21 protein-coding genes and 1 pseudogene are annotated in these 20,755 nt (G+C 42.0%); 19 read left to right on the top strand and 3 right to left on the bottom strand.

What is annotated here, in order from left to right; translation table 11 throughout:
• Positions 1–62 precede the first annotated feature (62 nt).
• From IFU39_RS04090 to IFU39_RS04075, 5 genes are all read left to right on the top strand, one after another.
• On the top strand, positions 63–521 hold the full coding sequence (locus tag IFU39_RS04090) for a nitroreductase family protein (RefSeq protein ID WP_244660855.1): 459 nt from the start codon (positions 63–65) through the stop codon (positions 519–521).
• 209 nt (positions 522–730) lie between these two features.
• Positions 731–853: a hypothetical protein gene (locus IFU39_RS33180; RefSeq protein ID WP_274599247.1), complete on the top strand. Its 123-nt coding sequence runs from the start codon at positions 731–733 to the stop codon at positions 851–853.
• Between the two features lie 246 nt (positions 854–1,099).
• Positions 1,100–1,468 carry a nuclear transport factor 2 family protein gene (locus IFU39_RS04085; protein ID WP_091020109.1) on the top strand — a complete coding sequence of 123 codons (369 nt, stop codon included), beginning with the start codon at positions 1,100–1,102 and terminating at the stop codon, positions 1,466–1,468.
• Positions 1,469–1,859: 391 nt separating this feature from the next.
• Entirely contained in the window at positions 1,860–3,050 is a 1,191-nt protein-coding gene (locus IFU39_RS04080; RefSeq protein WP_091020108.1) for a glycine C-acetyltransferase, read from the top strand.
• A 36-nt stretch (positions 3,051–3,086) separates the two neighbouring features.
• Positions 3,087–4,046 (top strand): L-threonine 3-dehydrogenase, encoded by a 960-nt coding sequence (locus tag IFU39_RS04075; RefSeq protein WP_192131366.1) that lies wholly within the window; start codon positions 3,087–3,089, stop codon positions 4,044–4,046.
• 340 nt (positions 4,047–4,386) lie between these two features.
• On the opposite strand, the gene IFU39_RS04070 is transcribed toward IFU39_RS04075, so the two are convergent.
• Positions 4,387–4,980 carry a TetR/AcrR family transcriptional regulator gene (locus tag IFU39_RS04070; protein ID WP_192131365.1) on the bottom strand — a complete coding sequence of 198 codons (594 nt, stop codon included), beginning with the start codon at positions 4,978–4,980 and terminating at the stop codon, positions 4,387–4,389.
• 197 nt (positions 4,981–5,177) lie between these two features.
• Between IFU39_RS04070 and IFU39_RS04065 the strand changes: the two genes are divergently transcribed.
• The 8 genes from IFU39_RS04065 to IFU39_RS04030 all read left to right on the top strand — a co-directional run bounded on the left by IFU39_RS04065 (position 5,178) and on the right by IFU39_RS04030 (position 13,297).
• A complete protein-coding gene (locus tag IFU39_RS04065) occupies positions 5,178–5,837 on the top strand; it encodes an SDR family NAD(P)-dependent oxidoreductase (RefSeq protein ID WP_091020102.1) in 660 nt (219 codons plus the stop codon).
• Positions 5,838–5,876: 39 nt separating this feature from the next.
• Positions 5,877–6,521 (top strand): NAD(P)-dependent oxidoreductase, encoded by a 645-nt coding sequence (locus IFU39_RS04060; protein ID WP_091020101.1) that lies wholly within the window; start codon positions 5,877–5,879, stop codon positions 6,519–6,521.
• Between the two features lie 43 nt (positions 6,522–6,564).
• On the top strand, positions 6,565–7,005 hold the full coding sequence (locus tag IFU39_RS04055) for a DsbA family oxidoreductase (protein ID WP_091020099.1): 441 nt from the start codon (positions 6,565–6,567) through the stop codon (positions 7,003–7,005).
• A gap of 178 nt (positions 7,006–7,183) precedes the next feature.
• The gene (locus tag IFU39_RS04050) at positions 7,184–7,375 is read left to right on the top strand and encodes a hypothetical protein (protein ID WP_181155438.1); all 192 of its coding nucleotides are present in this window, start codon (positions 7,184–7,186) and stop codon (positions 7,373–7,375) included.
• 134 nt (positions 7,376–7,509) lie between these two features.
• On the top strand, positions 7,510–8,175 hold the full coding sequence (locus tag IFU39_RS04045) for a GntR family transcriptional regulator (protein ID WP_091020097.1): 666 nt from the start codon (positions 7,510–7,512) through the stop codon (positions 8,173–8,175).
• Between the two features lie 17 nt (positions 8,176–8,192).
• On the top strand, positions 8,193–9,884 hold the full coding sequence (gene ilvD, locus IFU39_RS04040) for a dihydroxy-acid dehydratase (RefSeq protein WP_091020096.1): 1,692 nt from the start codon (positions 8,193–8,195) through the stop codon (positions 9,882–9,884).
• A 1,101-nt stretch (positions 9,885–10,985) separates the two neighbouring features.
• Positions 10,986–11,981, top strand: a complete 996-nt coding sequence (locus tag IFU39_RS04035) for a glycoside hydrolase family 43 protein (RefSeq protein ID WP_192131364.1) — start codon at positions 10,986–10,988, stop codon at positions 11,979–11,981.
• A 377-nt stretch (positions 11,982–12,358) separates the two neighbouring features.
• Entirely contained in the window at positions 12,359–13,297 is a 939-nt protein-coding gene (locus tag IFU39_RS04030; protein WP_091020093.1) for a VanZ family protein, read from the top strand.
• Positions 13,298–13,775: 478 nt separating this feature from the next.
• On the opposite strand, the pseudogene IFU39_RS33550 reads toward IFU39_RS04030, so the two are convergent.
• Positions 13,776–13,928 (bottom strand): annotated as a pseudogene (locus IFU39_RS33550) (DUF3231 family protein); the annotation flags it as partial.
• A gap of 180 nt (positions 13,929–14,108) precedes the next feature.
• On the opposite strand from IFU39_RS33550, the gene IFU39_RS04025 reads away from it, so the two are divergent.
• The 5 genes from IFU39_RS04025 (at position 14,109) to IFU39_RS04005 (ending at position 17,902) form a co-directional block, all read left to right on the top strand.
• Complete coding sequence (locus tag IFU39_RS04025) at positions 14,109–15,071, top strand: phosphatidylinositol-specific phospholipase C/glycerophosphodiester phosphodiesterase family protein (protein WP_192131363.1); 963 nt, start codon at positions 14,109–14,111, stop codon at positions 15,069–15,071.
• Complete coding sequence (locus IFU39_RS04020) at positions 15,058–15,756, top strand: response regulator transcription factor (protein ID WP_036613934.1); 699 nt, start codon at positions 15,058–15,060, stop codon at positions 15,754–15,756. The genes IFU39_RS04025 and IFU39_RS04020 overlap by 14 nt, the downstream gene beginning before the upstream one ends.
• A 307-nt stretch (positions 15,757–16,063) precedes the next feature.
• The gene (locus tag IFU39_RS04015) at positions 16,064–17,032 is read left to right on the top strand and encodes a sensor histidine kinase (protein WP_192131361.1); all 969 of its coding nucleotides are present in this window, start codon (positions 16,064–16,066) and stop codon (positions 17,030–17,032) included.
• A 236-nt stretch (positions 17,033–17,268) separates the two neighbouring features.
• A complete protein-coding gene (locus IFU39_RS33545; protein ID WP_192131962.1) occupies positions 17,269–17,508 on the top strand; it encodes a polymorphic toxin type 8 domain-containing protein in 240 nt (79 codons plus the stop codon).
• A 19-nt stretch (positions 17,509–17,527) separates the two neighbouring features.
• The gene (locus tag IFU39_RS04005) at positions 17,528–17,902 is read left to right on the top strand and encodes a DUF2750 domain-containing protein (RefSeq protein WP_091020085.1); all 375 of its coding nucleotides are present in this window, start codon (positions 17,528–17,530) and stop codon (positions 17,900–17,902) included.
• A 151-nt stretch (positions 17,903–18,053) separates the two neighbouring features.
• On the opposite strand, the gene IFU39_RS04000 is transcribed toward IFU39_RS04005, so the two are convergent.
• Positions 18,054–19,118 (bottom strand): GntR family transcriptional regulator, encoded by a 1,065-nt coding sequence (locus IFU39_RS04000; RefSeq protein ID WP_192131359.1) that lies wholly within the window; start codon positions 19,116–19,118, stop codon positions 18,054–18,056.
• Positions 19,119–19,380: 262 nt separating this feature from the next.
• Here IFU39_RS04000 and IFU39_RS03995 point away from each other — a divergent pair, with 262 nt between their 5' ends.
• On the top strand, positions 19,381–20,718 hold the full coding sequence (locus IFU39_RS03995; RefSeq protein WP_192131960.1) for an ABC transporter substrate-binding protein: 1,338 nt from the start codon (positions 19,381–19,383) through the stop codon (positions 20,716–20,718).
• The last annotated feature ends 37 nt before the right edge of the window (positions 20,719–20,755 follow it).

Below are 20,755 nucleotides of genomic sequence, written 5' to 3'. Positions count from 1 at the left end.
GAAAACTCGTTTAATTTTTGCACGCATCGCTTGACGGTTTTGCAGGAGGGCCGAAAGGTGAAATGGGAGTTTGGCTGGTTTCCTACGATGCTGATTTGGAGAAGCAAGCGAAAGGAATTCTGAGTTCTGCCGACAATGTCATTAATCTGGCGCAATTGATCAGGGAGCGCAGGAGTATTCGTAAATGTAACTCTACGCCAGTGGACCGGGAGTTAGTTGTTGAATTACTTCGTAAGGCTATTCAGCTTCAACCATTTGTTGAGGCTGGCTCGTGGCGTGTGGTATATACCGGAACTCCTGAATCATCTAAACGGCTGGTGGACTTTATGATGCAACAGATATCACAGAGCAAGCTGGGGAATCTGATCCCTGGAAAACTAATGGAGGTTTTTAAAAAGAGATTTACCGATATTCCCGCGCATGTCATTGTTATATCCAATGTCGGTACTGATCGACTGACCAATGACCGCAATTATGCGGCTGCCTGCGGGGTGATGCAGAGCTTCCAGTTGTTGGGCTAAGAACGAGGGTTAGGCGTGTTGTGGGATACAGAGTCCATGATTCAGCATGAAGGGTTCTTCAATGGAATTGGCTTACGTGAGCATGAAAGATTTGTTGGTATTCTTCTACATATAGGATATTTCGACAAAGCGCCAAGAAGTAGGAAAAGAACGCCAGCCCAGCAGAAGTGGACCATATTGCGTGGGCAGAATACATAGGAGAGGAGGATGTGAAAATTAAATTGTCGATCTGGAAGGTCATGGACGGTCCCAGTGAGTTTTTGGATCGAACGGTATCGCAGGATCTAATCCTTGAATTGCTCAATCATGCCGTATTGGCTCCAAATAAGTAACGAGCGCATTGCTGCGGTTCTAGAATTGGGATACGGTGCAATGAGTCAATAGGGAATACTGAGTTACCAGAGACTCAACTTCATTTTGAACTGTTGTAGCAGGATTTGAACGTTTTCCCTATTAAAAGAAGGATTAAACTGAATGAGCAGAGTTATCATGTACATTCTTCTTTTCCGTTCATTTGATATAATTGATTCAAAACACTAGTTAAGAAATACGCTTAATTAAAAAATAGAGGAGTACTTATGAAAGAAGAAATTATAAAAAAATATTTCTTTATGTGGGTAAGTAGAGATTTTACGTCATTAGATACGTATTTTTCGGATGATATTATCTACCGCGAATGTTATGGAGCAATGTATGTGGGTATAGAGGAAGTCCATTTGTGGATCAAAAAAATGTTACTGAAGCAAGTTGTCTTAGAATGGAAGATAAAAAATATTCATCAAGTAAATGAAACCTTATTTTTTGTAGAATGGTATTTTGAAGCAAAAGAAAAACAACTTTATTCATTTGATGGTATATCAATGATTAGATTTGATGGAAATAAAATCCGATTAATAGAAGAGTATGAAGCTAAACATGAAACTTTTAGACCATGTAAGATTGATTAAAGATGTCGCGGGACAAGAACATGGTCCCATTGAATTGAAGTCGCTATTTTAGCGACTTTTTTATGTGATCGGTAGAAGTTCGTGTCCCGAATCAAGGAAAAGAACTTCTACCGATTGCCGAATGAACAAGAACATATTCCTTTTTAAGATTAGATATATATCTAATTAATTAAGAGTGCATAACTTCGGCAAACGCTTCCGCTACTTCCGGGGAAGGGGGAATAATCACTATGTTTATTTGCGTATTTTTCACTTTTTTGTCCTCCACATGTGTACAAAGAATAAAAAAGATGCTACATTAAAATTAGTCAAAACCCCTTTATAACAAGGTTTTTTCGCATAATGACATGTCTCCCGTACAAGGACAAACGTATATCAAGGAGGGAATCGAATGTCAAGTCAAGCATTGGACCAATTTTTAAGTTCGAACATCGAAGATCTAAAGAATAAAGGTCTATATAACTTCATCGATACACTGCAGGGGGCAAATGGTCCTGTTATTCGTATTGACGGAAAGTCCCTAATCAATTTGTCTTCTAATAACTATCTGGGCTTGGCAACAGATTACCGCCTGATTGACGCTTCAGTTAAGGCGGCGCAGACATACGGGGCAGGAGCAGGGGCTGTGAGAACAATTAATGGTACGATGGATCTTCATATTGAGCTTGAAGAAAAACTGGCTCGTTTCAAAAAAACGGAAGCCGTTATCGTGTATCAATCGGGATTTAACTGTAATATGGCTGCTATATCCGCTGTAATGGACCAGCATGATGCGATTTTATCCGATGAGCTGAACCACGCTTCCATTATTGATGGCTGCCGCCTGTCGAGAGCCAAGGTGATTCGCTTTAAGCATTCGGATATGAATGATTTAAGACAGCAGGCAAAAGAGGCCAAGGAATCCGGTCAGTACCATAAAATTATGGTCATCACCGACGGGGTTTTCTCCATGGATGGTGATATAGCAAAACTTCCCGAAATCGTGGAAATAGCAGAAGAATTCGATCTGATTACTTATGTCGATGATGCACACGGTTCGGGCGTTCTCGGAGCAGGTGCAGGAACCGTGAAGCATTTTGAATTGTCCGACCGCATCGACTTTCAAATCGGTACTCTTTCCAAGGCGATCGGCGTTGTCGGCGGTTATGTGGCGGGTAAAAAACAGTTGATCGAATGGTTGAAGCTGAGAAGCCGTCCGTTTCTGTTCTCGACATCGCTACCTCCGGCTGCAATCGCTTCCTGTAGCGCTTCTATCGACATTTTGATGAATGACAAAGAACTGATCGAGAAGCTATGGGCGAACGGCAATCATTTGAAAAATGGCTTGAGCCGGCTTGGATATGATGTAGGCCAAAGCGAAACTCCGATCACACCTTGTATCATTGGCGATGAAGTAACCACCCAACAGTTCAGCAAACGGCTCTATGAAGAAGGCGTTTACGCCAAGGCAATCCTGTTTCCTACGGTTCCGAAAGGAACTGGAAGAATACGCAACATGCCGACAGCTGCCCATACCAAGGAGATGCTCGACCAAGTGATCTCTGTTTATGAGAAAGTTGGCAAGGAAATGAAGCTGATTTAGTGCATTCGCGGGAGTATATTTCGGGAGGAATGTCTTATGAACAAGATTTTGGTGACCGGGGCACTCGGCCAAATCGGTTCTGAGTTAGTTGTTAAATTACGTGAGATTTATGGTGCGGATTATGTCGTTGCTACGGATCTCAGGTCATCAGCCCACGAAATTACCCGATCCGGACCATTCGAGCTGCTGGACGTGACGAATGATAAAGCGATGTTCGAAATCGCCAAGCGGTACGAAGTTGATACCATCATGCATTTGGCTGCGCTGCTGTCGGCTACCGCAGAGGAGAAACCCCTGCTTGCCTGGAATTTGAATATGGGCGGATTGATGAATGCACTTGAAGTATCCAGAGAGCTCGGCTGCCAATTGTTCACTCCAAGCTCCATTGGATCTTTTGGCCCTACGACTCCGAAATACAATACCCCGCAGGATACAATCCAGCGGCCCAATACGATGTACGGCGTGAACAAAGTGTCCGGCGAACTGCTTTGTGATTATTATTTTCACAAGTACGGCCTGGATACTAGGGGGCTGCGATTCCCAGGATTGATATCTTATATGACGCCTCCCGGTGGAGGAACGACGGATTACGCGGTGGAAATTTATTATGCAGCCGTGACGACTGGACGGTATACATCTTATATCGCCAAGGGCACAGACATGGACATGATGTATATGCCGGATGCCCTGAACGCTATTATCAATTTAATGGAAGCGGATTCATCCCAATTGATACACCGAAACTCATTTAATGTCACTGCAATGAGCGTGGATCCGGAGGCGATTGCTGCAGCGATTCGGGAGGAATTTCCCGGTTTTATCCTAGATTATGACGTTGATCCGAAGAGACAGGCGATAGCCAATAGCTGGCCGCATTCCATTGATGCGACAGCAGCAAAAACAGAATGGGGATTTCATGCACGCTACGACTTGAAGGCCATGACGAAGGATATGCTATCACAGCTAAGCGAGAGACAAATGCTTCGCAAAGCTTAAATCTATTATAAATTCACTGTGCCAAGCGAGTAGAAATACAAAAGAATCTGCATCAAGTGGAGGTTTGACGTTACCCGGACCTTTTGTTGCAGCTTCTTTTTTTTCATCCTCCATCTTGCGAGAAGAAACAAGGCTGGGTTGAAAGAACAGGACATGTTGATTACGAAATGTATCATTTACATTAAGCTAACGGGCAGTAAAGCGAAGAGCGGAGGTATTAGTTTATCTTCAAGCGTACAATAATATTTTTTGAAAGTGTAATAACAGAAAAGGAGCCCTCATTCGAGGGGCTCCTTTTCTTTCCTATCTAGCCAGCTACTGTTCGCAAGCATTTATCACTTTAATCATCGATTGAAATACCTGCGGCTTTTAAGTGTCCATGAGTTAAAATTTTTCCGAATTGAGAAGCGAGTTCATTTGGAGTATAAGAAAAATCATTTTTAACCCACCATATTACAATGCCCATAAAAGTAGATGCAATATATTGGAGTAATAATTCCTTTGAAATCTTCAGGGAAATATCATCCAAGCCATCTTCCACTGTATTTTTTATAATTTCCTCCATCTTTGATTGAAAACCATAGATTCTATTCTCATCAAGTAACAATGCTCTGTAAAAGGGAATATTGTCCTTAATTTTCTCCAGTATGGTTTGCATTAGTTGTTCAAGCATAGAGCCGCTTATAGGAGATTTGCTGCTCGAACAAAGCTTGAGTGTACTATTTAATTCTTCTAATAATTCGTCCATAGACACGTTCAACAAATCGGGTTTGTTCTGATAATGAAGGTAAAAGGTATTTCGGTTAATCATCGCCTTATCGGCTATATCCTGGATCGTAATTCCTTCGTACCCCTTTTCATTAAGAAGTTCTATAAACGCCTTTTTTATCGAATGTTTGGAGCGAAGGATACGCAAATCGATTTTTTTTTTCATTATGGCTCATTCCCTTAACTTTTTTTGTTAGATATACGACATTTAAGTTGAAACTGTATTTTATCTCTCAAAATCAAAATTATTAAACATTGAAGGCTGACCTTATATTCATCATAATAAACAAAAGATAAATATACAACACGTTGACCATTATTTATCTTACTGATAATTAACTCTAATTAAAGGGGAGATTTTAGATGAAAACGATAGCGATTGTTGGAGCAGGAGCAGGTTTAGGAATGTCCATCGCGAAAAAATTCGGGCAAAATGGCTTCCGCGTAGCGCTTATTGCGCGAAATGAAGAAAAGTTGAACCAACTGGTTATTGAATTAGAACAATTGGGAATCGAAGCTGCTTCTTTTCAAGCGGACATATTAAACAAAGAACAAATTGAGATGGCATTTGCCGCTATTAAAGAGAAATACGGATATATTGATGTTCTTGAATACAGTCCAACGCCGAGCTTTGACACAGTAGCGCCAACACTAGATGTAACTGAAGAAAATGCGTTATACCAATTTCAATATAATGTTTTAGGTGCTTTATCGAGCGTTAAACAAGTGCTTCCGGATATGTTGGATAAGCAAAGTGGTGCCCTGTTATTTACGACTGGAGGCTCAGCAATTCACCCGGTACCGATGATGGGCAATGTCGGAATTGCAATCTCAGGACTTCGTAATTATATCTTTAATTTGAACAGCGAATTATCGGATAAAGGGGTTTATGCGGGTCATCTTTCAATTGGAATTTGGATGCAACCGAACTCAGGAGTTCAAGATAAAATCGCTGATATTTGGTACGACATGTACACCAAAAGAGACAGAGTAGAAGAGTTTATAACTGAAGATAAAGTGTAAGTTGAATAATTTATTTTGAAGGAGATACAAGAAAAGAATATGAATATCACTGTTTTTGGTGCAAGTGGTGCAATTGGACAGCTTGTAACCCAACTTGCATTAGATCACGGAGATTTCGTTACGGCATACGTTAGAAACCCCAAAAAAATCAGTCTCAAACATCCAAATTTGAGCCTTGTACAAGGGGAAATTTCAAATACTTCAACCATCGAGAAAGCCATTGCCGAATCCGATGTCGTAATCAGCACATTGGGCCCAGCATCCGATATGTCACGAAAGCTTAAAGGCACGCCGATTGCTGACGGGCACGAACTGATGATTAGGGCTATGAACAAACTTAACAAAAAAAGGTTCATTACACTTGCAACGCCAGCTTTGCAATCAGATGACGATAAGAAAAACATGTCCACGATACTTCCAGGTGTATTAGCCAAAGTTCTCCTTCCAAACGGTTATGCAGAAATGAAGAAAATAGAAGGAATGATTAAGGAATCGAATCTGGATTGGACAGTCGTTCGAATTATTAACCCCAATGTTAAATACACAGGGCAGTCTTATGACTATTCATTCGGAGATCAATCGGCTAAGATGTCTGTTTCCAGAGAAAATGTTGCCAAATTCATGTACTCTGCTGCTCGTGACAACCAATTGATTAGAAAAATGCCTATTATTTATAACAAATAAGCTCAATAAAAATGTAGTATTCACCGATTAAGGTTGGTATGGTATGAGTATCGAGCAAGCGAAAAAGGCACATGCAGAACTTGAACAACAAGCAGCAATGATGGGTCTCGTGTATAATATCGACCAAATAAAGCCCACCAATACGTTTGATGCACATCGTTTAACCCAGTATGCCAAATCTGTGGGTAAAGATCAGGAATTAGCAGAGAAGCTGTTCTACTCTTATTACACGGACGCCAAGCTAATTAGTGATCATGTTACTTTAGCAGATATTGCAGAATCAGTTGGAATGAATAGGGACGAGTCAATCGCAGTTCTCCATGATTCATCCAAATATGCTAGCGAAGTGCGTTCAGATGAAGCCACAGCAAAACAATTAGGGATAACAGGAGCACCTTTCTTTGTCATTGATAGAAAATACGCGATATCCGGCGCACAACCAACAGAGGTATTTTTAAAAGCTCTTAACCAAGCATCTCAATAAATAAAACCAATAAGCATTGTAAAAAAAGGTGTCGACTGCTTTTTGTCGGGACCTTTTTTTATTGTATAAGCCCTTTGATGAGAGATTCGGATAAATCCAAAGTGGATGCGTATATGCACCAAGCTGTTGATCAATAGTATCCTACTATAATTGAGTCAATGTGAGTTGAAGTAATTGAATGAAGAGAAGGACAGGAGACAAATATGAGAAAGGCTGGATGCTATGTTTCCATCCGGATTTGATTAGAAAAAGTGCTTTAGGAAGTAAAATGGATGAGTATTCTTTCTTTTCTTATGCAGCTAATGAGGCGCTTCATTTATCAGAGAAAGAGAAGGATATCGTAACCAAAAATAGTGCATATCCTCATTGAGGATTTCAACCTAAGCTCGGCTTCGAATATCCGGACAAATTAATGGAGTGAGTAATAAAATGAAATAATAATTGCTTCTCAATCGTGTATGCGATATATTGCATATAAGAATAATTGTAATGAGGATGAAAACCATGCCAATTCCTAAAGATTTTTCCTTGCCCGTCCGTATGTCCGCAAAAGAAAGAGCGTTTTCTCAGATTCAGCGATGGATCATTGATGGAACACTGCAACCAGGTGAAAAGCTTATTGATGCGGAAATGGCTGAATCGCTTGGAGTTAGCCGGACACCGATTCGGGAGGCATTTCAGTTACTCGAAGTTCAAGGCCTCGTGTCTATGCATCCAGGAAAAGAAACAAAAGTAACGAATATTGAGAAAAACGATATTTTTAAGATGTATTCAACAATGGCCGCTCTTCAAGCTTTAGCTGCTGAAATCACCGCCCAAATTATTGTTCCAGAACAGATTGAGAAACTAAGATCACTAAATTTGGAATTCGCAAGTTCCATTAAAAATGGGCAAGTTTATCAGGCTATGGAGGTGGATGAGCAATTTCATAATTATATTGTGGAGCTCTCAGATAATCCTTATGTGGCCACATTTAATACCTCTCTCCAGATTCACATTAGGCGATTTAAATATGTGTTTTTAAAACAACCTATTACAGCTACACTTGCTTCAGTCGAAGAGCATGATTTGATTATTAAAGCTTTTGAAGGCAAAAATAGTGAGGATGCTCACGTAATAATGAAACAAAATTTTATTCGACCAATGCAGGAACTGAACGAAATACTTTGAAATGAGGGGTAAGGGACATGGAAAACAAAAAAGATCTTCGTATTCGAAGTAAAGTGATCAGTGAAGGTGCTAACCGGGTTCCGAACAGAGCGATGCTGCGTGCAGTTGGTTTTCAAGATGAGGATTTTAAAAAGCCAATGATCGGAATAGCGAGTACGTGGAGTGAAGTAACACCGTGTAATATGCACATCAATGATTTAGCGGTGCAAGCTAAGCAGGGTGCACGTAATAACGGCGGTGCTCCACTAATTTTTAATACAATTACCGTGTCAGATGGGATCTCCATGGGGCACGGCGGGATGTTGTTCTCACTACCAAGTCGAGAAGCTATAGCTGATTCGATTGAAATTGTAACCGGAGCAGAGCGTTTTGACGGCGTGGTTGCGATCGGTGGGTGTGACAAGAATACGCCTGCATGTCTGATGGCTATTGGACGGATGAACATTCCTTCCGTTTATGTATATGGAGGAACCATTCAACCGGGTAATCTCGATGGTAAAAATGTAGATATCGTTTCGGCTTTTGAAGCCGTGGGTCAATATCAAGATGGGAAAATAACAGATGAACAGCTGCATAAGGTCGAATGTAGCGTTTGTCCAGGTCCAGGGGCTTGTGGCGGCATGTATACCGCTAATACGATGGCGGCAGCTGCAGAAGCAATGGGTATGTGTTTACCTGGTTCTTCTTCAACATCAGCCATTTCAGCCGATAAAGCATTGGAATGCGAAGCAGCCGGTAAGCAGGTCATCTCACTTCTTGAACAGGAAATCTACCCAAGAGACATTATGACGAAGAAAGCATTTGAGAATGCGATCACGGTTGTTATGGCTCTAGGCGGGTCAACCAATGCGTTTCTCCATCTGCTAGCGATTGCGCACTCGGTTGAAGTAGATCTAACCCTGGATGATTTTGAGCGTATTCGTTTGCGTGTTCCTCATTTGGCGGATCTGAAGCCAAGTGGTCAATATGTCATGCAGGACTTGAATGATATTGGTGGTGTTTCCGGGGTAATGAAGCTATTGCTTGCTGAGGGTTTACTTCATGGGGATTGCCTCACCGTAACAGGTAAAACGTTAGCGGAGAATTTAGCGGAATCTGCTCCACTTGAAAATGATCAAGAGATTATACGACCGCTCAATAATCCACTTAAACCAAATGGACCACTGGTTGTACTTCGAGGAAATCTCGCCCCTGAAGGCGCTGTTGCGAAAATGTCAGGCATGAAGATCCAACAGTTCTCTGGCCCGACTAAGGTGTATGATAGTGAAGATGAGGCGACAGTAGCGATTATGAATGATGAAATTAAAGAAGGAGACGTCGTGGTCATACGCTATTGTGGTCCGAAGGGTGGACCGGGTATGCCTGAGATGCTTTCCGTTACAGCACTCATCGTAGGAAAGGGGCTCGGCGGGAAAGTAGCTCTCATCACAGATGGTAGATTCTCTGGGGGATCGCATGGATTTGTAGTCGGCCATGTATCACCTGAAGCACAAGTAGGTGGACCGATCTCGTTGCTTAGAAATGGCGATATTATTACCATTGATAGCGACATTCAGGAGATGAAGGTTGAGTTATCAGAAGAAGAGTTAGCTGCTAGAGCACAAGCCTGGGTACAACCGCCACTGAAAGTGAAATCCGGTGTACTTGCCAAATATGCTAAATTAGTTTCCTCCGCTTCCAAAGGGGCAGTAACCGATTTGATGGAATAAACCAAATACAATCGATAAATTTTAATGAGTACTTCTTCAAGTCGCTCCGCTATGCGGGGCGTCTTTTTGTTGCTATCTATCACATGAACGATATAGATATTGCGATTGAAAACAGAGTTCATTATGGATAGGAGACAATGTTGAGAAGGTTATTGGAAGGCTGAACCTTGAGGATTTATTAATGCTGGCAAATATGTAGTTATTCAACCTAAAGTAAAGGAGCTTTTGTTAGAAAAAGCTCTTTTTAAATTTAAATGTACTTTGATAATTTTAAAATTGCTTGGTTTAATCATTCACACAAAGTTGGCAGAGAAAGAAGATATCAGAGTTCTGCTTGATGTAAGAAATAACAAGGATTTATTTACCACGTATTTGAATCAACAAGAGAAAAAGGAAGTGTATCTCCTAGTTGCTGAAATGGATAGATCAACAATTTTGGGGTTCGGTCTTCTAAAACTTAGTAGTTACGTATCTCCCAAATTGACTCGGCTATTCTGAAATATTCATTGGTGTTGACCCAATTGGGAATCCAAAAATGATAAAGCTTATAACTAAGCTTGGATATAAAAGAATTACTGAACCATACTCAAGAACAGCTCTTTCCACAATGAAGACGGGACAACGTATGAGAAAACTTATACAAGGGTTGATTTGAAGAGGTCATTGAACTAACGGGGAACGTTAGTTCAATAAAACCAAGGAAGCAGGGTAAACAAAATGCGAGCATTTGGTTTATATTTCCAGTATAATGAAATGGGCGGAAATTGTACATTTTTTCGGGGGAAGATCTTTAGTATGTGTATAGGAAAAAACAATAGGGACTTATACAATAGAGATTGTAAACGCTTGCTTTGAATTCTGAGGATCCAATCACTGAATTACCGTAATCCCGTAATCGCCGGATATTTGAGCGCTATTCCTGGGCCAAGCGCGGGAATGCCTACATGCTGGACGATGAGGTGCCTCCCGTGTTCGCGTGCCTCAGCAAGCGGCTTCACCCGGCGTCTGCTCGGGACTGCGTGCCTCGAGCAACGGTACAGAGAACGCCAGCTCTGCTTATTATGAAGGATTCTATTATTCCAATACTAAAGGAGATGCCTTATGAATCAACAACAACTACCTAAGCCACACCAGCCGCTCGTAACCCACATCTTCACTGCGGACCCGTCCGTCCATGTCTACGAAGGCAAAATCTACATCTATCCTTCCCATGACCTCGATCATGACGAGCCGAGCAACGATAACGGCGACCAGTATAAAATGGAAGACTATCATGTCCTCTCGATGAACAACTTCGATTCTCCGGTGGTTGATCACGGCGAAGCGTTGCATCTGAGAGATATTCCGTGGGCCTCCAAGCAACTCTGGGCACCGGATGCCGCTTATAAGAACAATACCTATTACTTGTTCTTCCCGGCACGGGATCATGACGGCATCTTCCGTCTGGGTGTGGCAACATCAGAGTCTCCGGCAGGCCCGTTCACGCCGCAGCCGAATTATATGGAAGGCAGCTTCAGTATCGATCCGGCCGTACTGGTGGATGAAGACAATCAGTCATACATCTATTTCGGCGGACTCTGGGGCGGCCAGCTGGAGAAATGGCAGACCGGCAGCTTCGTGCCAGATGCAGAAGGACCTGCTCCTGACCAGCCGGCGCTTGGACCGCAAGTTGCACTGCTTAGCGACGACATGCTGTCCTTCCAGGGCAAGCCTGCCGAGATATCGATTGTCGATGAAGACGGAAATCCGATTCTGGCCGGGGATGAGGAACGAAGATATTTTGAAGGCCCATGGGTGCATAAATATAACGGCTATTACTACCTGTCCTACTCTACAGGAACCACGCATAAGCTCGTATATGCGATCGGCAAGAACCCGATGGGACCATTCACGTTCAAGGGCGAGATTCTCTCTCCGGTTATCGGCTGGACAACCCACCACTCCATAGTGCAAGTTGAAGACAAGTGGTATCTGTTCTATCACGACAGTTCCCTATCGGAAGGTGTCAACCACAAGCGCTGCGTTAAATATTCCGAGCTGAAATACAACGAAGACGGAACGATCCAGAAGATCAATCCTTATCCGGATGCCGAGTAAGCTGGAAGGTTAGCGGAAACAGATAAGATTACAAGATAAGGCATAACATGAGGCAGCTCCTGGCGGGGCTGCTTTTTTGATAGGAGGATCAGTTGTGTCACTCAAACTTGTGAAAATTTCTGTTGAACAAAGAATATTTTTACTATGACACTATGTGTAGAACAGTAGAAAATGATTCTTTCTATTGAGGACCATTACCATTAATCATAAGAGATCACGGAGTCATGGAAGAAGGAAACGTTAGGCGCTCCGATGTAGGGACACTACAAGGCGGCGTCATCTCACCCCTGTTGGCGATTCGAATCAAGCTAAGGGGTGCATGAAACGGGTAAATAAGGTATAGTGATGGATGGAAAAATGGAGTGGAGGAGTTAACCATGGTCAAACAACGCAAGATTTTACTAACTGTAACCGTATTGTACACATTGCTTGTTCTTTATTTTATGTTCTTCGCTTTCGGCAGAGGAGAGGATTTGGAGAACATTACCCAATATACCTTTATTTTCATGCCCGAGAACTTCCTTAAGTTGCCGTCTCCATTTGATCTTCTGCATCCCAGCCTCATGAGTATGGTGGGTTTCGGGAACACTATTGCGTTTATTCCTTTCGGTATATTGATTCCATGGCTGTACCGGGTCAGCTTCGTCCGGTTCATCACCTTATTCTTCATCGCGATTCTTGTGCTGGAAACGATCCAGGCCCTTACATTCCTGGGCAGCTTCGATATCAACGACGCTCTTCAGAATTCGATTGGAGCAGCCCTCGGTTTTGGGGCGTACAAGCTTGGTTTCCGTTACCGGAGCCTCGGGCGCAATCTGGTGGCAACGGCTATATCGGGTATGATTCTTTTTATAGCTTTATGGGGATTAGGGGCGGCGGTAGACAAAATAACAACAAAAGTAGAGGGCCCGTTTGTGGCGATCAATGACTGGACGGATACTTCGGGCCATTCATCCGCTGGAGACAAGCCGGACAGCATCCTAATCAACGGACAGAAGGTACCGCTTCGCTATAACCTATATGGCGCTGAAGACGGAGATTCAAGAACGTTCACGTACAAGTCTGAGGGACAGACGATTTTCTCCTTCGATTACGGATGCCCCGAACCAACGGATTATTCTGGTAGTATCAGTGTTACTCGGGATGGCAATGAAATATTGACCGGCTCTGGAGAAGATCAGCAGAGTAATCCCGATCTATTTCCGTCGCTATTCAAAATCCCGCTTGAGCCGGGCGATGAGCTGAAGATCACGATTAAGGGCGACATGAAAGCATGGGATGTCGGGTATACGCGGATGCAGTATTTCTGGAACTGAGTGCTTAAAGGGACTTAGCCCCATTTTATCATGAATTACACCTCGCGCTTGGGTTTTCAAGCGTTTTTTTGCTTTTGAGATCGGGATTTTTCAGAAGGGGCTGTCCAAAAAGTCAGTAAAACGACCATTGGGCTGCCCCTTTATGATGGTATGTAAAAAATAGGAACAAAAAATCGCAGGACCGACTCGCTGAGGTTTAGTATAGATAACTCCGGATCAGTAGTAGTTCTTTAGTATAAGCACATTAAGGATTATGACTTGCCTCCTAACTGGCAAGAAATTATTAAAACTCGTTAAACTAACGGTAAACGATAGCTAATAAAACCAATCTTCATTTTAAAATCCACTTATATACAAGCGTATAGAACTTGTACCAATTACCGATAAGGACAAAACAAGGTCCGATTAACCAATTAAAGCCAGTCGGCAAGTCTGGAACACATTTATAAGATGTATTGAGAAGAAGAGAAAAAATAATGACCAGACAAGACTTTGGCAAAATCATATTAAGAATGCGAAGACCTAAAGCGGTTTTAGTAAGGTGATAGCTCGCAAATAAGGCTCCGATATCCTCCCTAATTGATTGTCCCATAACTTGACTACAAGCTACGAGTCCCATCGAAGTATCTGAGAAACAACCATTTAGTATAAGTTGTGCTTGTGCTCCAGGGAGCTACAACGTTATCACGAGATCTGAATCTCTCGTTCAGCAATGTATACAAACTTCATAAATTCATTCGTTTTTATACCACTCCTTCTTCATTTGAGTCCTGTAGTATGACTTACATCGGGATAACGAAGGAGCAAAAGAATGAAGAAAACGATGTTGTTAACTTTACTCATAATCATAACGGCAGGAATGATCTGGTGCAGCTGGGGGCTTGTTAGGACAGATCAGAATCACCCGGACTCTGCAGCTGGCACCAGCGGCTGGCAGGAAAATAGGCTTATTGCACATGCATTTGGTGGAGTTGACGGTGCTAACTATACCAATTCTTATGAGGCATTTATAACCAATTACAATAGAGGGTACCGTTTGTTCGAGGTTGATCTTGTGCAGACGACGGATGGGAAGCTTGTAGCCAGACATGATTGGTCGCAGAAGCTACAGCCGGACTTGGCCGCTCATCGCGGACGAAACGTAACAAAGCTTCAGTTTGCAAACTCGCTTATTATGGGAAGATTCCACCCTCTTACCCTGCCGGACATATTGCACCTGATGAAACAATATCCTGATTTCGACTTAATTGTGGACACGAAAGCAGGCAGCAAAGAGCAAATTCAGCAGCAGTTTGCGCATCTAGTCAATGAGGTTCGACGTACGGATCCTGCACTGCTCAACCGGGTTATACCTGAAATCTTCAGCCCGGAAATGTATGACACGGTTATGGGAATCCACCCCTTTCCAAACAAAATATATTCACTTTACAAAACTGGCGCCTCCGCCGAAAGTATTGTAGAATTCGTAAGGGACAAACAACTGACAGCCGTTGCCATGCCTGCATACCGCGTGTATCTAAACCCCAATTTAGTTCCAGCACTGAATAAGTTTGGGGTAAAAAGTTATGTTCATACTGTCAACAGCAGACCGGTAATGCAGATTCTGTCCAGGTTTGGGGTACATGGGTTTTACACGGATCAGGAAGAATCACCAGAGGAGCTGATGCTTGCAGACGCTCCCCCCGGCCATGTTGAATTTTCGGGATACATGAGTTCCGGATTAGCAAGTATAAGAAATATCGTGATGAAGGTGAGAAATAATGGCTATCAATAACATTCTTGTTGTAGACGATGAACCGGAAATTCGAGAAGCGCTCGTTATTTATTTGAAAAGCGAAGATGTGGATGTATTAACTGCCTCTAACGGATTGGAGGCGCTGGAAATTCTTGAACAAGAAACCATTCATCTTATTATTATGGACAACATGATGCCGCAGCTCGATGGAATTAAAACGACATTTAAAATTCGTGAAAACAAAAATATACCGATCATTATGCTTTCTGCCAAGTCAGAAGATAGCGACAAGATTTTGGGACTCAACGTGGGCGCTGATGACTATATAACGAAGCCGTTCAATCCTCTAGAGCTGATTGCCAGAGTCCGATCTCAGCTGCGCCGGTTTACGAATTTAGGTTCCTTCCAGTCAAACGGGGATGAGCTCATTCAAGTAAGAGGACTCGTGCTGAACAAAAGCTCGAAGACTGTTGAGATAGATGGAGAGGACGTCAGATTGACCCCGAAAGAATACAAAATTTTGGAGCTGCTGATGGAGAACAAGGGTAGAGTTTTCTCGATCGAAGAGATTTATGAGCGCGTGTGGAATGAACTGATCTTCACTTCAGAGAATACGGTTGCCGTACATGTGAGAAACATTCGTGAAAAAATTGAAATCAATCCCAAAGACCCAAAATATTTAAAGGTGGTATGGGGAATTGGATACAAAATTGAGAAAAAATAAAGCCGATTGGAAGGTTCCAATCGACCTTATTGTCATCATTGTCGCCGCGATCTTATGGATCCTCTTACTCATAAACGAGTATTCATACACGGGGTTGAGTCTAAGCTATTCATCTTCAAGTTATATCCAGTCGCTGCTTGCCTTTATTATTCTTTGCTTACTGGCAAGCAGATTGTTTCTTTATTTTAAGGCACCCCACAGTAGGCGTTCCTTCTGGCATGGCAGTCTGCTGATGGATTACTTTCACATTTGGAGAATCGGTCTTAGAGCCAGTTTGCAAAACTGGAGACTAATGTTTGGCCTCATCATGATGCTTTTGCTAACCGCGATAGCCGGCATTTCTATTTGGCTGGCAGCCACATATTACGACATATACATACTTTATGTATTGCTGTATGTGCTGTTCCTGGTTCCGTATATCCTTTCCAAGCTTGGACGTTTCATCGCTATCATCAACGGGAGCAAAGAAATTGCTGAAGGAAATATTCAGAATACGATTCAAGATACCGGCAAGGATGCCCTATCCAAGCTTGCTGGCTATATTAACAATATGAAAGCCGGGTATCAAAGCGCGCTGGAGAATCAAATGAAGAGCGAACGGTTAAAAACAGAGCTGATTACCAACGTATCGCATGATTTGAAGACTCCGCTTACTTCTATTATCAATTATGTCGATTTATTAAAAAAAGAAGATCTGTCTACGGAGACTACCCGAGCCTATATTGAAACCCTGGACCGGAAGGCGCTACGGATGAAGCTGTTGATTGAAGACCTGTTCGAAATCTCAAAGATGGCCAGCGGTACAGTAGAGCTGGATATTGAGTACGTGGATGTAGCGACATTGTTGACACAGGCGATCGCCGAGTCCAATACCAGTATGGGACAAACGTCGCCTGTGATTCGGGAGAGGATTGCAAAATTCCCCATCCATGCACATTTGGACGGCAATAAAATTTGGCGTGTATTCGAAAATTTAATTGGCAACGCGCAGAAATATTCACTTCAAGGAACCAGAATCTATATTTATTTGGACCAGTCTGATAATCAGGTACAATTCAAAATTCAAAATACTGCTGCTTATGAGATTGATTTTGCTGCGGAAGAGTTGTTCGAGCGTTTCAAAAGAGCAGATGAATCCCGCCAGACAGAAGGCTCCGGACTAGGTCTGTCCATTGTGAAAAGCATCGTTGAGCTGCACGGCGGGGAGATCAAAATCGAGATTCATGGCGATCAATTCAACGTTATTCTGCATTTGCCCAAGCAGCGCTTAATTTAAAAGTCATAAAACTAGGTTAACCCTCATGCTCCCTTTCAGGATGTATGAGGGTTAACTTTACTTCAGACTCTTTTCCAACCCCTTTTGCTATAAAAATAATTATGATTTTGGAACAAAATCGTTTCCTGATTACCAAGAAGAATATGCTTGCTCACATTGCGCATTACTTTAAAACAAAAAATCATGAAATAAATAAACGATAAGACTTTTTTCTCTGAGCAGGAAAACAAACTAAACTGAAAGAAATAGCAAATGAAGATAAGGTTTCAACTTCATTAAGAGGAGAAATAAAACGTGATCTAAATGAAATTAAAAGAAAAAAACGCAAAAATGTAAGAGTTCCTCAGGGATACCAGATGCAGCACAAACGTGGTTTCGAGGCAAGAAAGGGTTACGGTTACGAACACAGTGTTTTAAATATTACAAAAAACCATAAGACACAACATAGATACGATAATAACGGAAAAATAAGATAAAACATCATTAGGAGGAAATATGAATCAGAAAGAATTTGAATCTGTCATCAATCTCCCTGCAAATATTCGTTATGAATACTTCATCAAAAAAGTAGTAGATTCAGAAGAAGTTTGGGGCCTTTATGAGAATGGTTGGTCAGTTACTGAAGATGATGAAGGTAATAAATTACTTCCATTTTGGCCTAATAAAGAATTCGCGGAATACTGTGCAACTGATGATTGGGAATTTTACTCAAGTAAAAATATGGATTTATATGAGTTCATAGACGAGTTTCTTCCCAATTTGAAAAAAGAGGGTTTTAAACCTTCAATATTCTTAAATAATGCTGATTCTGCTGTATTAGAAGTCGATATATTAATTGAGGATTTAAAGATAGAACTTGAAAAATACTAACAGGATTGATGTTGCCGTTCCCAGAATTTCGACCGATGTCGAGGGACAAGAACATATTCCCATTGAAGTCGCTATTGAAGCGGCTTTTTTTATTTTATCGGCACAAGTTCTTGTCCCGAGCCAAGGACAAGAACTTGCAACGATTGTCGTGTCAAGGGAAGATGAGTTGCACGGGAATAATGGCGTTCTTAGGAGAATAAGTATCTTCCATCTGTTCACGTAACAGCCTTACGGCTGTTCGTGCCATTTCCTGTTCATTCTGCTGCACATAAGCTACGCCTGAAAGATGTGGATTATCAAAAGATAGCAAATCGATATTGGAGTGATCGTTCAGACGACGGATAGCGGATGATGTAAGGCGTGCTGTTTCTTCAGTCAAGGAGAAAGCTGCCGAAATTTCACTGTGGTTCTGCAAGAATTCGCTTACATAGTCCAATGCATGCTCGCTGCGTAGAATGTTGAGAGGGATGTGACACCACAAGCTCTTGTCAATTGAGATACCTTGATCTGTATATGCCTGCTCGAAGCCAAGCGTGCGATCCTCGACGGTTGTATTGGCATTTTCAGGTGAGATGAGCGCAATCTGCTGATGACTCTTGGATAACAAATGGGATACAGCCTTATACGCACCGCCGTAATTATCGGATGTAATGGTGTACGTCTCAATGTTGCGCAGATAGCGGTCGATGAACACACACGGAAATTTGTCGAGCGACAGACGCAGTAATGATTCGTTGTACTTCTCATCTTCCGTCGGAAAAACGATCAGCCCCTTCACACCGAGTTCCGTTAGTGTACGGATGACGTTTGTTTCGATAGAGGAGGACTCTCGCGTGATGCTAAGTACCATGTTGAGGCCGGCTTCTTGCAGGAATTGTTCTGTGTAGTCAACGAGCTTTTGAATGACACGGGTTCTCATCGTCGGAATGATGAAGCCGATGAGTGGTATGGAGGACGCGCTGCCTTGGGATGGTGGAGAATGGATGCTAGAAACAACAAGACTTGAAGAGACAAATGAGCCTTTGCCTTGTACGCGTATAATTAATCCTTCGTCAGCTAGTGAGGTTAGGGCGTTCTTGACGGTTATTTTACTTACTCTGAATTCGTCCATTAGTTCTTGCTCAGAAGGAATGCGGTCTGTGGGCCGAAGCTGCCCTGATTTAATTTTCTGTATAATATTTTCTTGAATTTGTTTGTAGAGCGCCAGCTTTTTCAAAGAGTAGCATCTCCCCATAAACTTTATGATTTTATAATCAATTGGTTATATAAAGCTTATTTCATATATATTATAATACGGCATGTAAAGCGCTTACAATATGGAATCTAAGAAATTTTTGCGAAGGGGTCTTTTCTTTGAACGGTTAGAATTATGTTAAGGATGGTGGTGCCAAGGTAGATTGAAACCGCTTAAATTAACAGAACTAACTAGTCAGCCGACTTTTCAAATGCATAACACAAAAAGAGAGGATGACGAAGAAATGAAGAAACGCAGTACGTTAATCTCCATCGTTACAGTCCTTATTATGTCTCTTTTTTTCACAGCATGTGGTAATCCTTCTGATTCAAAAACGGAAACACAGCAATTAGGCGCTAATGCCGGTGAGAATGCAACAGAATTGTCATTTTGGACATTCGTAGATTTGCACGGCAAGCATTTGGATAAAATGCTGGGTTTATGGAACCAAGAGAACCCAGACAAACAGATTAAGTTGAATGTAACGGTTATGCCTTACGATGATATGCACAACAAGCTTTTATTGGCAGTTACAAGCGGAAAAGGTGCTCCTGATATCGCGGATATCGAGCTTGGTCAATTCCCTAAATTCCTGGAAGGTGACAACGTTCCACTGGAATCTTTGAATGATGTATTTGCACCATACAAAGACGTTGTTGTTCCTTCGCGTGTTCAGATTTACTCCAAAGCCGATCAGGTTTATGGCTTTGATTATCACGTAGGTGCAACACTTGCTTTCTACAACACTGAAATTCTCGAACAAGCAGGTGTTGACTACAAGAAAATCATAACGTGGGAAGATTACAAACAAGCAGGTATCAAGGTTTATGAAAAGACTGGCAAGTACTTAGGTACTGCTGATACATCTGCTACGTGGCAAGCATCGTTGCTGTTAGCTCAGCAAAACACTGATTTTACAGATGAAAATGGTAATCCAAAAGTTAACTCGCCTGAAATGATTAAAGCGTATGAAATGTTAGTTGATCTGCAGAAGAACAATGTTATTCATACGATCCCAGGCGGACAACCCGACACAGAAGAAGCAAAAGGCGAATACAACAAAGGCAACTACGCAAGTGCATTGATGCCTGAGTGGTACATGTCCCGCTTTGTAAACGAAATGAAGGACCTTAAAGGTAAGTATGCAATTGCTCCATTGCCTGTATTTGAAGAAGGTAATCCTCGTTCCGTTGGCTTAGGCGGTACTGGCACAGTTGTTACTAAGAGTGGTAAAGACGTTCAATTGGCCAAAGAATTTGTAGCCTTTGCTAAGCTTTCGAAAGAAGCTACGACTGAAATCTGGAATACACTTGGATTTGACCCAATCAACATGGAAGTATGGAAAGATGATGCAGTAACGAAAAACCCTGATAATGAATACGTCCAATACTTTAAAACAAATGCATTTGATACTTTGAATGAAATCAAGGACGAAATTCAAGCGATCAAATCCGTTAAAGCTTCACCGACCATCGGCAATATCTTCAATACGGTTACTTTGAACGCCATCTTTGAAGATGGTCAAGACGTGAAGGAAGCGTTGGATGAAGCACAAGCAGCAATTGAACAAGAATTGAAATAAATATAATAAGTAAATGATTTGGTTAAACCTGTCGGCA

It is taken from the genome of Paenibacillus sp. CFBP 13594 (assembly GCF_014842675.1).
GTDB lineage: Bacteria > Bacillota > Bacilli > Paenibacillales > Paenibacillaceae > Paenibacillus > Paenibacillus amylolyticus_B.
This window is presented reverse-complemented; position numbering and strand designations above follow the sequence as displayed.

Coding starts and splice junctions, on each gene's coding strand:
- IFU39_RS04030 (WP_091020093.1), top strand. CDS start 12,359: ATGGTCAAACAACGCAAGATTTTACTAACTGTAACCGTATTGTACACA.
- IFU39_RS04060 (WP_091020101.1), top strand. CDS start 5,877: ATGAATATCACTGTTTTTGGTGCAAGTGGTGCAATTGGACAGCTTGTA.
- IFU39_RS04020 (WP_036613934.1), top strand. CDS start 15,058: ATGGCTATCAATAACATTCTTGTTGTAGACGATGAACCGGAAATTCGA.
- IFU39_RS04075 (WP_192131366.1), top strand. CDS start 3,087: ATGAACAAGATTTTGGTGACCGGGGCACTCGGCCAAATCGGTTCTGAG.
- IFU39_RS04015 (WP_192131361.1), top strand. CDS start 16,064: ATGATGCTTTTGCTAACCGCGATAGCCGGCATTTCTATTTGGCTGGCA.
- IFU39_RS04085 (WP_091020109.1), top strand. CDS start 1,100: ATGAAAGAAGAAATTATAAAAAAATATTTCTTTATGTGGGTAAGTAGA.
- IFU39_RS04005 (WP_091020085.1), top strand. CDS start 17,528: ATGAATCAGAAAGAATTTGAATCTGTCATCAATCTCCCTGCAAATATT.
- IFU39_RS04080 (WP_091020108.1), top strand. CDS start 1,860: ATGTCAAGTCAAGCATTGGACCAATTTTTAAGTTCGAACATCGAAGAT.
- IFU39_RS04090 (WP_244660855.1), top strand. CDS start 63: ATGGGAGTTTGGCTGGTTTCCTACGATGCTGATTTGGAGAAGCAAGCG.
- IFU39_RS04065 (WP_091020102.1), top strand. CDS start 5,178: ATGAAAACGATAGCGATTGTTGGAGCAGGAGCAGGTTTAGGAATGTCC.
- IFU39_RS04035 (WP_192131364.1), top strand. CDS start 10,986: ATGAATCAACAACAACTACCTAAGCCACACCAGCCGCTCGTAACCCAC.
- IFU39_RS04025 (WP_192131363.1), top strand. CDS start 14,109: ATGAAGAAAACGATGTTGTTAACTTTACTCATAATCATAACGGCAGGA.
- IFU39_RS04045 (WP_091020097.1), top strand. CDS start 7,510: ATGCCAATTCCTAAAGATTTTTCCTTGCCCGTCCGTATGTCCGCAAAA.
- IFU39_RS03995 (WP_192131960.1), top strand. CDS start 19,381: ATGAAGAAACGCAGTACGTTAATCTCCATCGTTACAGTCCTTATTATG.
- ilvD (WP_091020096.1), top strand. CDS start 8,193: ATGGAAAACAAAAAAGATCTTCGTATTCGAAGTAAAGTGATCAGTGAA.
- IFU39_RS04070 (WP_192131365.1), bottom strand. CDS start 4,980: ATGAAAAAAAAAATCGATTTGCGTATCCTTCGCTCCAAACATTCGATA.
- IFU39_RS04050 (WP_181155438.1), top strand. CDS start 7,184: ATGAAGAGAAGGACAGGAGACAAATATGAGAAAGGCTGGATGCTATGT.
- IFU39_RS04055 (WP_091020099.1), top strand. CDS start 6,565: ATGAGTATCGAGCAAGCGAAAAAGGCACATGCAGAACTTGAACAACAA.